Annotated in this window: 16 protein-coding genes; all 16 read left to right on the plus strand. The window is 45.7% G+C overall.

Features of this window, described 5'->3' with window-relative positions; all coding sequences use genetic code 11:
• Positions 1-15 precede the first annotated feature (15 nt).
• The 16 genes from GJB59_RS09005 (at position 16) to GJB59_RS09080 (ending at position 14755) form a co-directional block, all read left to right on the plus strand.
• Positions 16-1011: an NADPH:quinone oxidoreductase family protein gene (locus GJB59_RS09005; RefSeq protein WP_142826930.1), complete on the plus strand. Its 996-nt coding sequence runs from the start codon at positions 16-18 to the stop codon at positions 1009-1011.
• A 4-nt stretch (positions 1012-1015) separates the two neighbouring features.
• On the plus strand, positions 1016-1792 hold the full coding sequence (locus tag GJB59_RS09010) for an enoyl-CoA hydratase/isomerase family protein (RefSeq protein WP_142826931.1): 777 nt from the start codon (positions 1016-1018) through the stop codon (positions 1790-1792).
• A 64-nt stretch (positions 1793-1856) separates the two neighbouring features.
• Complete coding sequence (gene dctP, locus GJB59_RS09015) at positions 1857-2972, plus strand: TRAP transporter substrate-binding protein DctP (RefSeq protein ID WP_142826932.1); 1116 nt, start codon at positions 1857-1859, stop codon at positions 2970-2972.
• An 81-nt stretch (positions 2973-3053) separates the two neighbouring features.
• Positions 3054-4376, plus strand: coding sequence for a TRAP transporter large permease (locus GJB59_RS09020; protein ID WP_142826933.1), 1323 nt, complete (start codon positions 3054-3056; stop codon positions 4374-4376).
• 23 nt (positions 4377-4399) lie between these two features.
• Complete coding sequence (locus GJB59_RS09025; protein ID WP_142826934.1) at positions 4400-4948, plus strand: TRAP transporter small permease; 549 nt, start codon at positions 4400-4402, stop codon at positions 4946-4948.
• A 23-nt stretch (positions 4949-4971) separates the two neighbouring features.
• The gene (locus tag GJB59_RS09030; protein ID WP_142826935.1) at positions 4972-5556 is read left to right on the plus strand and encodes a TetR/AcrR family transcriptional regulator; all 585 of its coding nucleotides are present in this window, start codon (positions 4972-4974) and stop codon (positions 5554-5556) included.
• 101 nt (positions 5557-5657) lie between these two features.
• Positions 5658-6404, plus strand: a complete 747-nt coding sequence (locus GJB59_RS09035) for a 2-phosphosulfolactate phosphatase (RefSeq protein WP_142826936.1) — start codon at positions 5658-5660, stop codon at positions 6402-6404.
• A 13-nt stretch (positions 6405-6417) separates the two neighbouring features.
• Positions 6418-7203 carry an enoyl-CoA hydratase/isomerase family protein gene (locus GJB59_RS09040; RefSeq protein ID WP_236015537.1) on the plus strand — a complete coding sequence of 262 codons (786 nt, stop codon included), beginning with the start codon at positions 6418-6420 and terminating at the stop codon, positions 7201-7203.
• Positions 7204-7224: 21 nt separating this feature from the next.
• A complete protein-coding gene (locus GJB59_RS09045; RefSeq protein ID WP_142827234.1) occupies positions 7225-8070 on the plus strand; it encodes a 3-hydroxybutyryl-CoA dehydrogenase in 846 nt (281 codons plus the stop codon).
• Between the two features lie 19 nt (positions 8071-8089).
• Positions 8090-9133, plus strand: coding sequence for a phosphotransferase family protein (locus tag GJB59_RS09050; protein WP_142826937.1), 1044 nt, complete (start codon positions 8090-8092; stop codon positions 9131-9133).
• 28 nt (positions 9134-9161) lie between these two features.
• Positions 9162-9605 (plus strand): FAS1-like dehydratase domain-containing protein, encoded by a 444-nt coding sequence (locus tag GJB59_RS09055; RefSeq protein WP_142826938.1) that lies wholly within the window; start codon positions 9162-9164, stop codon positions 9603-9605.
• On the plus strand, positions 9602-9970 hold the full coding sequence (locus GJB59_RS09060; protein WP_142826939.1) for a MaoC/PaaZ C-terminal domain-containing protein: 369 nt from the start codon (positions 9602-9604) through the stop codon (positions 9968-9970). Before GJB59_RS09055 ends, GJB59_RS09060 begins: the two co-directional genes overlap by 4 nt.
• A gap of 48 nt (positions 9971-10018) precedes the next feature.
• On the plus strand, positions 10019-10792 hold the full coding sequence (locus GJB59_RS09065; RefSeq protein WP_142826940.1) for an SDR family NAD(P)-dependent oxidoreductase: 774 nt from the start codon (positions 10019-10021) through the stop codon (positions 10790-10792).
• A 28-nt stretch (positions 10793-10820) separates the two neighbouring features.
• A complete protein-coding gene (locus GJB59_RS09070; RefSeq protein ID WP_142826941.1) occupies positions 10821-12344 on the plus strand; it encodes a class I adenylate-forming enzyme family protein in 1524 nt (507 codons plus the stop codon).
• A 12-nt stretch (positions 12345-12356) separates the two neighbouring features.
• On the plus strand, positions 12357-13748 hold the full coding sequence (locus GJB59_RS09075; protein ID WP_142826942.1) for a short-chain fatty acid transporter: 1392 nt from the start codon (positions 12357-12359) through the stop codon (positions 13746-13748).
• A gap of 20 nt (positions 13749-13768) precedes the next feature.
• Positions 13769-14755 carry a quinone oxidoreductase family protein gene (locus GJB59_RS09080; RefSeq protein WP_142826943.1) on the plus strand — a complete coding sequence of 329 codons (987 nt, stop codon included), beginning with the start codon at positions 13769-13771 and terminating at the stop codon, positions 14753-14755.
• The last annotated feature ends 33 nt before the right edge of the window (positions 14756-14788 follow it).

The raw sequence follows: 14788 nt of genomic DNA on the forward strand, positions 1-14788 counted from the left end.
AGGAGGGATGTTGTGATGAAGGCTTGGACAGTGGTCCGAATAGGAGATCCGCAGGAAGCACTCGAACTTGCAGAACTTCCAATTCCAGAACCCAAAGCTGGTGAAGTACTCGTGAAAATGGAGGCTGCGGCCTTGAACTTTTTCGATATCCTTCAATGCCAAGGGAAGTATCAGGAAAAACCCGATCTGCCATTTATACCAGGAGCGGAAATTTCAGGTGTAGTCGAAAGGGTTGGAGAAGGAGTGAGCATAAGTCCAGGGCAACGTGTTTTGGCAACGCCACAGCTGCCAAGTGGCGGTCTTGCGGAGTGGGCAGTCGTCAAGGAAGAAGGGGTGTTTCCAATTCCAGAATCGCTTTCCTACAGCGAAGCGGCAGCTTTATTCATCACTTACCAGACAGCGTATTTCGCCCTGCACCGGACAGGCCGGCTTCAAAAAGGTGAAACCCTATTGGTGCATGCAGGTTCAGGCGGTGTCGGCTCCGCAGCCATCCAGCTTGGAAAAGCGGCAGGTGCTACTGTCATTGCGACAGCGGGCAGCGATGAAAAAACGGCAATATGCAAAGACCTCGGTGCTGACCAGGTCATCAACTACCGAACAGAAGATTTCGTCTCCATAGTAAAAGAAGCAACAGGCGGAAAAGGAGCCAATGTCATTTTTGATCCGGTCGGCGGCGACACCTTCGACCGATCCAGAAAGTGCATCGCTTTTGAAGGGCGTCTGCTGGTCATTGGATTTGCAGGAGGACGGATTGCAGATGCGCCGACCAATCATGCGTTAATAAAAAACTATTCGGTTGTGGGCGTACATTTTGGCTTGTTCCGGAATTTATACCCCAAAGAAGTCATGAAGGCACATCATGAATTGATGGCTCTTTACGAAAATGGAGCTATCCGTCCGATGATCTATGAAGAATATTCATTTGATAAAGTTCCGGATGCACTGGATTTACTGGGTGACCGGAAAACTTATGGAAAACTTGTTGTAAAACCTGAGCTGAAAGGGAGGTAAATAGATGGGGAAACTGGTGGAAATTAAAGCGCAAGCGGGCATAGGTTATCTGAAATTGAATAGACCTGAAAAGTTGAATGCCTTATCACGGGAATTGGTTCAGGAAGTCATGGATGCCTTGGATGAATTATCCGCCGACCAGGCAGTCAAAGTCATCGTTTTATCAGGAGAAGGCAAGGCGTTTTCTGCAGGAGGCGATATTTCGTCCATGAGGGAATTGGCAGATGCCGCTGAAGTGGCAGAGTGGATCGAGTATGTTTCAGGCTTGTCGAAGAAAATCATGGATCTGAATAAATACGTCATAGCTGCTGTTCATGGCTATGCGGCAGGAGCAGGATTCAGCATCGCCTTAGCTGCGGACTTTATTGTAGCAGATGAAGATGCCAAGTTTGCGTTGAGTTTCTCAAATATTGGCCTGATTCCTGATTTAGGCTTGATCAAATTACTGACAGAGCGTGTGTCCCCGCCAATTGCAAAAGAATGGATTTCATCAGCCAAGACGCTGTCAGCTGAAGAAGCTCAGAGTCACGGCCTCATCAATAAAACTTCTACAGGATCAGTGGTGGAGGCTGCGGCTGAGTTTGCGGACTTTATTGTCAAAGGTCCGCCCATCAGCAATAAATACGTCAAATACCTCGTTAACCATGTAGGGGATCTCCATAAAGAAACCGCATTTATGCAGGAGAATATGATACAGGCAATGCTGCTTCAGACAAAGGATCATCAGGAAGGCGTTGCGGCTTTTTTTGACAAACGCATTCCTCAATTTAATGGCAACTAGGATTGGCTTTTTGTAAGCGGATACAAAAAACTATAAGTACATTAAACGGATGGAGGGAAAAATTATGAAATCATTCAAATCTCGTTTTTCAGTAGCTGGTCTGGGCTTAGTGCTTTTGTTGTCAGGGTGTGGAGGCAGTGAAGAATCGGGTGGATCTTCTTCGGAGGGTGAAACAATCACTCTGCGCGCAGCCACTGGACTCAGTGCCCAGCACGCTTGGTGGGAAGCTTCAATGGTGCCTTGGATGGAAAGAGTGGAAGAATTGACAGAAGGTCAGGTTCAATTCGAATCCTTCACAGGTGGAGAATTGGTGGCCGTTCCAGATGAAGCAGAAGCACTTGAAACCGGTACCGTGGATGTAGCGATTGTCCTGCCGATTTACCAGCCGGATCAATTCCCAATGGCAGAAGTCACCATGTTGCCTTTGAATCATTCCGATACACTGATTGCTTCCAATGCGTGGAAAAATCTTCTTGAAAGTGAAGAAGAATTGGCAGATGGACAGACGTATACAGAAATGCAATTTGGTGATTTCAAAGTATTTCCGATTTCTACAACACAAGAATACTCCATTTCGACTACTGGCCATGAATTTAATGCGGTCAGTGACGTAGAAGGGACTTCGCTTCGTACGCCTTCTAGAATCCATGAAATGTACTCAGCTAAAACGGGCATTAACAGTGTCACTATGCCGGCAGTCGAAATTTATGATTCTTTGAGCAGAGGCACATTTGAAGGGGCATTTTACAGTATTGCCGACTGGACAGGCTACGGCTTCCAGGATTTATTCACCTATACGTTAACAGGCATCAACTTCGGACATTTCAATGCATTCATTGGAATGAGCCAGGACAAATGGGATGAAATGCCTGAAAATGTCCAGGAAGCAATGACTCAGGCAAATGAAGAGATTTTCGAACCGGGTGCACAGGAATGGATTGATCGTTCAGAGGAGATCATTCCTGAAAATGAAGCAAATGGCGGTACATTCGTTGATTTTGCGGACTTGGATCCAGCAGTGCAAGATCACTTCAACCAAGGGATAGAAGAAACTTGGACCGATTATGCAGCATTATTGGAGGAAAGTGGAATGCCAGGAAATGAACTGGTTAAGATGTGGAGAGATCTTCTAATTGAAGAAGGCGGGGAAGTGCCAGAAGCCATCATGAATCTGGAATAGCCGTTTTGGGAAAAGGGAATAGCTTGTCAGACAAAGAGCCATTCCTTTTCTTTTTATAATTTGATGCAAGGAGGTCTTGAAATGGACAACTTATTGGTTATAGGAATTATTTTAATAATGATGATTGTCTTGCTGATAGCAGGATTATATATACATTCCGTACTCCTTGCCAGTGGCATAATCGGTTTGATCCTGCTGGAAGGATTCGGGATTCTTCCTGGACTGCTCGGCAACGAGCCTTTTAACCGGGTAGCCAGTTACACATTGACGACTATTCCGCTTTTCGTTTTGATGGCCCAGTTTATTCTTCAATCGGGACTGGTTCAGGATATTTTCTACATGGTCCATAAGGTATCCAAAGGGAAGAACAGTTTGCTTGGTGTTTTGACCTTGATCATCGGCGGAATGCTGGGTGCAGTTTCCGGTTCCGGAACAGCGACGTCAGCCTCATTGGGGCAAGTAGCGATTCCGGAACTGCGGAAACATGGCTATAGTGCACCTCTTGCTGGTGCAATTGCGGCCTCAGGCGGCTCGTTGTCCGGAATTATTCCGCCAAGCATTATTCTTATTCTGTACGGAGTAGCCACTGAAACACCTGTAGGAAGCCTGTTTGTTGGAGCATTTATTCCCGGCATACTGACTATGATTGTGTTTATTCTGGTGATGCTCGTGTATTTCAGATTGGATCGGAAAAAACAGACGCATATTGAGGAACCTGCAATTAAAGATGCACCGTTGCCGGAAAAGTTGTCTGCTATCCGTTTGATCATTGTGAGCGTCATTGCGATGCTCATCGTCCTGGTTATTTTTGGCGGCATTTACTCAGGTATCTTTACACCGACTGAGGCAGGTGCAGTAGGAGCATTCGTAGGTTTGCTTGCTGCGCTGGTTCTGGGGAAAGTCAATTTACAATTTTTCAAAACTTCTGTTGTCGAAACGGTAAAACTGACAGGAATGGTCATGATCATCATGATCGGTGCCCAGATTTTTGGACGTTTTGTTTCCTTGTCCTTGCTGCCGAGGCGATTGATTGAATTGATCGAACCGATTATGGATACACCGGTATTGGTGCTGATTGCTATTTCGGTTGTTTTGTTCATCATGTTCATGTTCATAGAAGGTGCGGCTGTAATTTTGATGTCCATTCCAGTTATTCTCCCCATCATTCAGGAGCTGCAGGTCGACATCCTTTGGTTTGGGGTATTTGTTGCCGTCATTTGTACGATTGGATTGATTACGCCGCCTGTCGGATTGAGCGTATATGCGGTTGCCGGGGTCAGCGGAATCAGTTCAGGATCAATATTCCGCATTTCCATGGTTTTCGCTGTTGTCGCGATGGTCGTTGTCTGTGGCTTGATGATTGCGTTTCCAGGGCTTGCCACATGGCTGCCGAATTCCATGTGAGTGATTGAAGGGAGTGGACTTGAATGAATGGAGTATGGAAGGCTTATAATATTTTTCATTATATAAAACTGGCAGGAATATGGATCAGTGGCATCAGTGTGCTCCTGATGATGATGATGATTGTCTACGACGTTGCGATGCGAACCTTCTTTTCGAGCTCCATACGCGGAGGGTTTGAAATCATCCAGAATTACATGATGCCTTTGGTAGTATTCCCTGGCCTCGCCTATGTCTACGCGTCCGGTGTATTGCCGAAGATGGATTTGATTTTGGAAAAACTGAATAACACAGCGCAAAGAATTTTGATTTTCTTTATGCTCCTGCTTGAATTGTTTGTCCTTGTGCTGATTGTACAGTTCAGCTGGGAATACGCCATGAGCGGCTTCGAACGCAAGACTGCGTTTCCAGCTGCGGGCACCTTGTATCCTCTGTACCCGCTGTTTTTCCTGATTCCTATCGCATTTGCCATGATTGTTGTTGAAAACGTCTTTATCCTGATACGAAATATTCTGGAAAACAAACCATCGATGGTCATGAAGGAAACGGAAGGAAAACCTGAAGAACTGCTTTAAAACTGAATGAATGAGGTGGTGGAATGAGTCTCCGGGAACGAAAAGCAGCCAAGAAAAAAGAAGATATTCTTCGTTCCGCAAGTTTGGTCATTTCACGGAATGGCTACCAGAATGCGACCATGGAAGACATTGCTGCAGAATTACTGATGACTAAGGGCGCGCTTTATTATTATTTTAAAAATAAAGAAGAACTCTTGTACAGCTGCCACGACCTGATCCTGTCGGCAGCTATGGAAAAGATGGAAGCCATTTATATTGAAGAATTATCTTCAATGGACAAAATGAAACGAGCGATCAAGACCCACTTGGACATTGCCATACGTGAAAAAGAAGTGTTCAACTTGATCGTTAAGCCGGAACAGCTTTTTTCAGCAGAGCATATCGAAGAGATTATTCAAAAGCGCGATCAGTATGCCGGAATTTTCGACAAGATCATAGCCGAAGGCGTGAAGCGCGGAGAATTTAAGGTGTCCGACAAAAAGATGGCGCGCATGATTATACTAGGTGCAACCAACTGGGTGCAGGTTTGGTATTCGCCAGAAGGCAAGTTCAGCAAAGAAAAAATAGAAGACATTTACGCCGATTATTTTTTGAAGATGCTGTTGTGAATAGGCAGAAAGAAATTTTTGATGAGTGGAAAGTTTCTTCATTCCTGACGAGACTTGTTCCCCTTCGGTAAAACGGGATAACAAAAAAGGAATTGATTGCAATGAGGAAGGTTCATGTCATTACTCAAAAAGAAGCGGTAGCAGAAGAAAAGTTGAAAGGCTGTACAGCAGCAGTCATTGACGTCTTACTTGCGACTTCGACGATTGCTTTTTTGCTCGAAAATAATTACGAACCTATTTACGCTGTTAGGGATAGGGACCAGGCAATAAAGCTGTCAAAGTGCCAAAGTGAATCCCATATTCTGCTGGGGGAAACAAAAGGGGAATCTATCCACGGGTTTCAATATCCTGATCCTTGCCTGATCCAGCTAAACGATGATAAGCAGGCGGCCATTATTTGTTCCACAAACGGTACGATCGCCATCGAAAAAGCAAGCAAAGCAAACGTACTTTTTATCTCGTCCCTGGTGAACGGTCATTTGATTGCTGAGCGGATCCACCTGCAGGAAGATGATTCTTCTATTGTCCTGGTCTGTTCAGGAAACGATGACCGGTTTTCCATGGAAGACTTTATCGGAGCAGGACAGATAGTCGAACACCTGACCCGAAAAGGAAGCTACAACTTATCCGACTCCTCAAAAATGGCCAGGGAAGCTTATCGCCATGCCCATAAGACGTCATTTAGAGACTTATACGAATGTGAAACCGCACATTTGTTGAAGCGTTTCAATTTTACCGGTTCTGTGGAATTTGTGCTGCAGCATCACGAAGCAGTGGATGTTGTTCCACTTTATAGAGACGGAAAAATTGTTAATGACCATCAGAAAATAACCACTAAAAGAAGGTAAAGGAGGAAAGCCATTGCAGAAAGAACATTGGACAGTGATTAGTTTGGAACGTCGGGAAACCGTTGCAGTGCTGACTATGAATAACCCGCCGCTAAATGTCCTTACAGATGAGCTGCTGAACCAATTAGGCGAAGCTGTCGATGAAATAGATCATGATCCCGAAATTCGGGCAATAGTGCTGCGGGCAGCTGGGGAAAAGGCATTTGCTGCAGGCGCTGATATTCGCCAGTTTCCAAGCCTGACAAAAGAAAGCGGGATAGCGCTGGTGGAAAAAGGCAAAAAGATCTTCGACAAGCTGGCAGGCGGAAAACCAGTTATTTGTGCAGTTCATGGATTGGCTCTTGGAGCAGGGCTGGAGCTGGTGCTTGCCTGTGATATCCGGATTGCCGAAGAAACCACGAAATTAGGCTTGCCAGAAACAGGACTCGGCATTTTGCCAGGCTATGGCGGCACACAGCGGTTAACCCGTCTGGCCGGTCCCGGAAAAGCAAAAGAGCTGATTTTAACAGGCGAACTCTTGTCCGGTCAGCAAGCTTATGAAGCGGGTCTGGTAGAAAGATTGGTGCCACAGGGTGAGGCATTCGAAAATGCCATTAAGCTGGCTCAGTCCATAGCGTCAAAAGCTCCGCTGGCAATAGCGAACGCCAAGAAGGCGATTGATGGAGGAGTGGAGCTAAGTTTAGCGGCAGGACAGGAGCTAGAGACACAAATGTTTTCAGAGCTTGCCGAAACGCAGGATATGCAGGAAGGCGTCAAAGCATTCACTGAAAAGCGGCCCGCTAATTTTCAGGGGAAATAAAGCTTGAATGGAGATGGAACGATGAAAAGTATTGCGATTGTTGGTGCAGGAATTATGGGGAACGGCATTGCCCAGGTAGCTGCCGAAGGGAATTACGAAGTTTTCTTGTATGATATCAACGCCGAAGGCTTAGCGCGGGGAGTCTCCAGAATTGAAAAGACTTTGGCACGGAATGTCGAAAAAAAGAAAATTGATCAAAGCCAAAGTGATGATATTCGTGGGAGAATCACACCGACAGGAAAGATCGATGACTTGAAAGATGTCGATCTGGTCATTGAAGCAATCATTGAGCAAATTGAACCTAAAAAAAGTCTGCTGGTTGAACTCGACGCGATATGCAAGCCTTCTGCCATTTTTGCCTCCAATACATCCGGGTTGAGCATTACCGAAATGGCCAGCGCTGTGAAACGGAGTGACAAAGTGATCGGCATGCACTTTTTTAACCCAGTACCTGTTATGCAGCTGGTTGAAATCATAAGGGGTGAACAAACGAGTGATGAAACCTTCGAAACCGCTCACCAAGTAGCTGACCGCTTTAATAAAACTGCTATTTCGGTGAAGGAAGCCCCATTATTTGCGGTCAATCGCATTTTAACTCCGATGATCAATGAGGCGATTTTTGTCTTATCGGAAGGCATAGCCTCGGCGGAAGACATCGACAAAGGCATGATGCTGGGGGCCAGCCATCCGATAGGACCACTCGCTTTAACCGATTTGATTGGTTTGGACACGATGCTGTTTGTAGCTGAAACTCTTTATAACGAAACCAACGATTCGAAATATCGTCCAGCACCCTTATTGAAAAAATATGTGCGGGCTGGCCGGTTAGGCAGAAAATCAGGCCAGGGATTTTTTAGTTATGACTGATAATCGGGGAGTGGACAGAATGAGTGCAACAGATAAAACGGTCGAACCGATTGACTGGAAAAAAGTTGAAACGCACCTACGCAAGTCGATGCCAGATTTGCCTGAAGGGAACATGGCTGTTCAGCAATTTTCAGAGGGCTATTCGAATCTGACGTATTTGATTAGCATCGGCAGTTGGGAAGGCGTTCTGCGGCGTCCTCCTTTTGGCGAGGTGCCGCCGCGCGCGCATGACATGGAAAGGGAGTATCGGATGCTCGAAAAAGTGAATCCGGTTTTCCCGTTGGCGCCAAAGCCTTATATATATTGTGAAGATCCTGAAATTATGGATAAGCATTTTTATGTAATGGAGAAAAAACAAGGCGTGGTAATTGATGATAAGCTTCCTGAATCCTATGGCAGCTCCGAGCAGGTTGGAGAAGCAATATCAAAAAACGTGATCAACACGTTGGTTCAGCTGCAGTCCATCGACTACCAAGAAGCAGGAATGGCCGGAATGGGCAAGCCGGAAGGATTCATGGAACGGCAAGTTAAGGGTTGGATCAAGCGTTATAGCCAAGCGAAAACAGAAGAAATTCCCGATTTGGATGACCTGGAGCAATGGCTGTCGGCCAATATTCCAGTTAATCCGGAGACGACAATTGTCCATAATGATTTTAAATTGAACAATATGGTTCTGGACCAAGAAGATCCGGGCAAGGCAGTCGGCATATTGGACTGGGAACTGTCGACCATCGGCGATCCTTTAAGCGATTTGGGCTCGACAGTTGCTTACTGGGGTGGACCGGAAGATCCCGATATGGGCATTAACATTGTTACAAGCCAACCAGGGTTTTTCAGCAGGAAAGAGTTTGTTGAGGAGTATGCAAAACAAAGTGGGCGTGATGTTTCCAACATCCAGTACTACGTAACATTCGGATTTTATAAGCTTGCCGTTATTTTGCAGCAAATCCATTATCGCTGGAAAATCGGGGAAATCGATGATGACCGCTTTAGCGACTTGAACCAAGCGGTTTCGAATTTAGTGGATATGGCCAATCGAACGAGAAACGGCCAATTGATTTAATAACAACTCTCAAAAAGCGGGTGGATCTATGAGTGGACAAGGGATGGTTTTCGACTATGCCCCTTTTTTGGTCGAGGCCGGAAAAATAAAGGAATTTGCGAGAGCTTTGCAGCTGAGAAATCCGATTTATTTCGATGCAGAAGCAGCTAAATCAGCGGGATATCCTGGCATACCGGCGCCGCCAACATTTACAACAGTCATTGATTTCTGGAACGACCACAATTTTTACCAGCTGTTCTCAAATTTTCTGAAACTGAATCCAAACAACGTTCTCCACGGAGAACAGGCATACGACTATCACAAAGTCATAATGGCCGGGGATATCATTTCTGCTCAAGTGACGGTAAAAGACCAGTTTCACAAAAAAGGAAAGAACTTCTTTCTATTGGAGACGGTCTACCGGAACCAACAGCATGAAACGATGGCAGTGGGACGGGCCACTATCATTGAAATGACGGAGGTGATCGCATGACTGAATTGCCGGCCATCATTAAAAACCCAATCGCTCCAATTGATTTGGTAAAGTACTCAGGTGCATCTGGTGATTTCAACGAGATTCATACGGTGCCAGCCATTGCTGAAGAAAAAGGGCTTAGTGATATTATCGCGCATGGCATGTTCGTTATGGGCTGGGCAGCAGCGGCTGTAGAAGAGTGGTTTCCGGACCGGCAGCTGCAATCTTTTGGAGTTCGTTTTCAAGCGGTCACCCATCCAGGAACAGTACTTGTCATCAATGGATCAATGCTGACCGACAACGAAGGTGAAATCCAGATCAAAGATCAGCAGGGCCAACCGAAACTGATGGGGACATTTGTTTTGAAGAGTGGTTCTATCTAATTATTAAAGGCGGAATATTCGTTTAATTGAAAGGGCTGAAGAATTGTAATGCAAAACTATTCGTATCCGACATTTGATCTGACCGGGAAAAAAGCGGTCGTTACTGGAGGAAGCAAAGGAATTGGCCTTGCGATTGCGGCCGGACTGGCCCATGCAGGTGCGGAAGTGCTGATTACCGGAAGAAATGAATCTGCCTTGATAGAAGCTGCTGAAGAAATGAACAAGCAAGGATATCTGGTTTCATGGAAAGTTGCAGATGTGACCTCGAAAAAAGAAGTGGAAAAACTATTCGAATACATTGATCAGGGGTTCCGACAAATAGATATTCTAATCAATAATGCAGGCATGAACATTCGGAAATCATTGATTGAAGTGGAAGAAGAGGATTGGGACAAAGTAATCGGCACAAATTTAAAAGGGATTTTCCTGGTTGGCCAACAAGCGGCCAAGCGGATGATTAAACAAAAAAATGGCCGCATCCTCAATATTTCATCGATTCTCGGCAAAATCGGCAATCCGCTGCAGACAAGCTACGCAGCCAGCAAAGGCGGAATTGATCAGCTGACAAAAGTATGGGCATCTGAACTCGCAGAGCATGGCATTACCGTCAATGCTCTAGCTCCTGCTTACATAATCACACCAATGACAGAACCTTTTTTGCAGGACGAAGAGCGGCTGGAGAAAATCATCAATCGGACCATGATGAAAAGGATGGGAAGAGCGGATGAAATGATTGGACCGGCTTTATTTTTCGCTTCTGATGCTTCTACTTATGTAACCGGTCAAATTCTTTATATCGATGGAGGATGGACAGCAAATTAAGAATCAATGACGAATAAGGAGGAGCCAAATGGAATATACATCTGTTTTCCAGATGCTGGCGGCCCGATGCAAAGAATTTCCCGATAAGGAATTTTTGGTGGTCGAAGATAAGAGTGGCGCTATAGAAAGTTTGACTTACCGGCAATTCCAGGAACAGGTTGGAAAATTGGCGCAGGTATTAAGCGGAAGCGGTATTAGAAAAGGAGATAAGGTCTTGCTGCATTTACCCAACGGCAGTGCGTTCATGAAGTCCTGGTTCGCCATTTTGTCCATCGGTGCAGTAATGGTTCCGACCAATATCCTGTCGCCTGAAGAGGAAATGAAATACTTGGTGAGCCATTCAGAAAGCAGGCTGATCATCACCGAAAAAGATTACGAACCGAAATTTTCAAGCTTTGGCTTGCCTTTGCTTTTTTCGCGTCTCAGCGAAGGACAGCATGGAAAGTGGTTAGAGGCTGAAATAGATCAGGCAGTTCCATTAATGGACTTGCCGCATCTTAATCCGCAAGACGAGGCAGCAATTCTATACACCTCGGGTACGACCTCAAAACCGAAAGGCGTAGTGCTGACCCAGCAGAACTATCTGCATACTGGAAAGCAAATGGCAGAGACACTTGGTTACAGCTCGGAGGATCGTGTCCTGATTGTGCTGCCGATGTTCCATGGCAACGGCCAATATTATATGGCCATGCCTGCGCTTTATGCAGGAGCCAGCATCGCCATTACCGAAAGCTTTAGTGCGACCAATTACGTCAAGCAGGCAAAACGCCTGAAAGCGACCGTTGGTTCACTTTTTTCAGCTCCCATCAAAATGATCCTGAAAAAAGAATATGATCGTGAAGATGAGGATAATCCGCTAAGGCTCATCATTTATGCGCAGGCACTGACGGAACAGCAGTATGATGAGTTTCGAGCCAGATACCGTGTCCAGCTTCGTCAGTTGTACGGTATGACTGAAACTGTAGCCATTCCCCTGATGAATCCGGTAGGAGATTTACAGGACCATACAAGTATCGGCAAAGAAGCCTGCGGATATTCGGTGTTATTGAGGGATGAACAAGGGCATGAGGTTGCTGTGGGTGAAAAAGGTGAAATTACGGTTTACGGAGAACCTGGCGTGACAATTATGAAAGAGTATTTCAAAAACCCGTCAGCTACAGCTGAGACGATACGGGACAACTGGCTTTATACAGGCGATATGGCGAAAGCAGAGCCGGCGAATGGTCTATTCTATTTTGTGGACCGCAAGAAAGATATGATGAAGCGTTCCGGGGAAAATATAGCGGCTGGAGAAGTCGAAGCTGTTATCAATGAACATGAGGCCATATTTGAAAGTGCTGTCATCTCTGTGCCAGATCCGGTATACGAAGAATCCATTCATGCTTTTGTTATTTTAAAAGAAAATCGCAAATTGACACCGGAAGAGCTCTTAGAATGGTGCCGGGAGCGCTTAGCTACATTCAAGGTGCCGCAGGAAATTCATTTTACTGAAGACTTTCCACGCACATCAGTCGGAAAGATACAGAAACAGCAAATGAAAAAATGGATCTGAGGGGGAGCCGCCATGACTAAAGTGAAAAGTGCAGAAGAGCTGGAAAGAGAAAGAGTGTTGACTGCAAACAAAAATAATCCGCTGGCTAAAGTGGCAGGGATGTTTGCACGCATTGCAGAACGATGGCTGCCTGATGCATTCGTATTTGCCATTATCCTGACGGCTATCGCGTTTATTGCGGGTGTCATTTTCACAGATTCAAGCCCCATCGATATGATGACTTACTGGGGCGATGGGATGTGGGGGCTGTTGACATTCACAGCGCAAATCATAACCACCTTTGTTTTAAGTTATGCGTTGGCTTTAACAAAGACCGTTTCTGGAACCTTGGAAAAAATTGCGTCAATTCCAAAAACACCGAACTCAGCGATTTTAATGGTGACATTCACTGCGCTCGGCGCCTCCCTTATCAGTTGGGCTTTTGGACTGGTAGTGGCAGGGATTATGGCGAAACTTGTTGCCAGAAAAGTTCATGATGTCGATTACCGTGTCCTAGTGGCTGCCGGATATTCCGGATTTTTGATTTGGGAAGGAGGGCTTTCTTCATCGCCGGCTTTATTTGTAGCAACAGCTGGGCATATTTTTGAGAGCGATATAGGTATCGTACCGATTTCAGAAACCTTGTTGTCCGGAGCAAATATTGCCATTGTTGTTATTCTATTCTTTACATTGCCTTTTGTTATGAGGTTAATCCATCCCAGTAATCCCAAAGATCGCTATATTGTCGATCAAGCTCGTCTGCAGGATGAAATTGTCGTGAAAGAAGATCGGGAAGAAACGAATTATCCAAATGATAAAATCGAAAAAACGCGGCTTATTCCACTTATTGGGGGATTTCTTGGGTTGAGTTATTTAATCAATCATTTCTTTACGAATGGATTTTCACTCGACTTAAATACAGTGAACCTTATTTTCCTGACAGCTGCTCTTTTGATGTTTTCGAATGTTAGAGAACTTGCAGAAGGTCTCTTGAAATCGGTCAGCAGTGTTGGCCAATTCGTTTTGCAGTATCCTTTCTATGCTGGGATTATGGGTATGCTGGGAGCATCAGGTTTAGCGGTTCTGATGTCGAACTTCTTTATTGATATTTCGACAGAGACGACTTTGCCGCTTTGGACTTTCCTGTCAGCGGGACTTTTGAATATCTTCATTCCTTCTGGAGGCGGACAGTGGGCAGTTCAGGCGCCTATTGTCATCCCCGCAGCTTTGGAGATGGGAGTAGCGCCGGCAAAAGTCGTCATGGCCGTTGCGTGGGGAGATAGCTGGACCAACATGATTCAGCCATTCTGGGCAATTCCATTGCTAGCCATAGCGGGCTTAAAAATTCGTGACATCATGGGATACACCATGATTGCATTAATTTATGGAGGCTTGGTTATCGGAGTTTGCATGCTGATCTTTTAGAAGGATAAGGAGAGGATAATATGAAAGCAATTGTTGTCGAAAAGACCGGTACACCTGAAGTATTGAAACTGCAGGAAGTGGATAAGCCGAAACCTGGCCCAGGCCAGGTGCTGATCAGGGTGGAGGCCATCAGCGTTAATTTTGCGGATATTAAAGCCCGCCAAGGCCAGTATCATGGCGTGGCAGCAGATGCCGCATTTACGCCTGGCCTGGATTGTGCAGGAGTGGTTGTGGAAATTGGAGATCAAGTGAGCCGGTTCCAGCCGGGACAGCGTGTCATGGCATTTCCGGCAGGCGGTTCATACGCTGAATTTGTCGTGGCGCCTGAGAATTTAACTTATCCGGTACCTGATGAAATCAGCAGCGAAACGGCATCGGCATCATTGACTGTCGGAATTACTGCCTACAACGTCATTCAAAGGATGGCGAGGCTGGAACAAGGTGAAACCATTTTGATTCATGCAGCTGCTGGAGGCATCGGTTCAACGGCCATCCAATTGGCTAAGCTTTTTGGGGCTTCTAAGATTATCGGTACTGTAGGCAGCGATGAAAAAATAGAGCGTGCTAAATCTTTTGGGGCTGATGAAGTGATTAATTATCGATCGACAGATTTCGTGGAGAAAGTTAATGAATTGACTGCAGGAAAAGGAGTAGATGTCATTCTTGATACGATCGCAGGTGAGAATTTTGAAAGGAGCTTGAACTGTCTTGCGCCATTCGGCCGAATTGTCTCATTCGGGCATGCGAACGATGGATCGGTTCCAGGAATCGCAAAAACGAATCAGCTTCATTCAAGCTGCCGCTCAGTCATTGGATACAGTACCGGCACGTACCGGAAGAACCGCCCTGAATTCCTCAGGAAGGGCGCGGAAAAAATAACCGAGTACCTGCTGCACAAACATTTGGAAATCGTCATTTCCAAAAGCTTCGCATTGGCGGATGCTGCAGATGCGCATGCACATATCGAGAGCCGGACAAGCATCGGCAAAGTATTGCTGATTCCATAAAGCGGGTTTTATAAAGCAGCAACTTTGAAATTG

The sequence above is a fragment of the Planococcus soli genome, assembly GCF_016881065.1.
GTDB lineage: Bacteria > Bacillota > Bacilli > Bacillales_A > Planococcaceae > Planococcus > Planococcus soli.

Bases quoted from the DNA above. Each gene is read 5' to 3' on its own strand.
- GJB59_RS09005 (WP_142826930.1), top strand. From the start codon at position 16: ATGAAGGCTTGGACAGTGGTCCGAATAGGAGATCCGCAGGAAGCACTC.
- GJB59_RS09010 (WP_142826931.1), top strand. From the start codon at position 1,016: ATGGGGAAACTGGTGGAAATTAAAGCGCAAGCGGGCATAGGTTATCTG.
- dctP (WP_142826932.1), top strand. From the start codon at position 1,857: ATGAAATCATTCAAATCTCGTTTTTCAGTAGCTGGTCTGGGCTTAGTG.
- GJB59_RS09020 (WP_142826933.1), top strand. From the start codon at position 3,054: ATGGACAACTTATTGGTTATAGGAATTATTTTAATAATGATGATTGTC.
- GJB59_RS09025 (WP_142826934.1), top strand. From the start codon at position 4,400: ATGAATGGAGTATGGAAGGCTTATAATATTTTTCATTATATAAAACTG.
- GJB59_RS09030 (WP_142826935.1), top strand. From the start codon at position 4,972: ATGAGTCTCCGGGAACGAAAAGCAGCCAAGAAAAAAGAAGATATTCTT.
- GJB59_RS09035 (WP_142826936.1), top strand. From the start codon at position 5,658: ATGAGGAAGGTTCATGTCATTACTCAAAAAGAAGCGGTAGCAGAAGAA.
- GJB59_RS09045 (WP_142827234.1), top strand. From the start codon at position 7,225: ATGAAAAGTATTGCGATTGTTGGTGCAGGAATTATGGGGAACGGCATT.
- GJB59_RS09050 (WP_142826937.1), top strand. From the start codon at position 8,090: ATGAGTGCAACAGATAAAACGGTCGAACCGATTGACTGGAAAAAAGTT.
- GJB59_RS09055 (WP_142826938.1), top strand. From the start codon at position 9,162: ATGAGTGGACAAGGGATGGTTTTCGACTATGCCCCTTTTTTGGTCGAG.
- GJB59_RS09060 (WP_142826939.1), top strand. From the start codon at position 9,602: ATGACTGAATTGCCGGCCATCATTAAAAACCCAATCGCTCCAATTGAT.
- GJB59_RS09065 (WP_142826940.1), top strand. From the start codon at position 10,019: ATGCAAAACTATTCGTATCCGACATTTGATCTGACCGGGAAAAAAGCG.
- GJB59_RS09070 (WP_142826941.1), top strand. From the start codon at position 10,821: ATGGAATATACATCTGTTTTCCAGATGCTGGCGGCCCGATGCAAAGAA.
- GJB59_RS09075 (WP_142826942.1), top strand. From the start codon at position 12,357: ATGACTAAAGTGAAAAGTGCAGAAGAGCTGGAAAGAGAAAGAGTGTTG.
- GJB59_RS09080 (WP_142826943.1), top strand. From the start codon at position 13,769: ATGAAAGCAATTGTTGTCGAAAAGACCGGTACACCTGAAGTATTGAAA.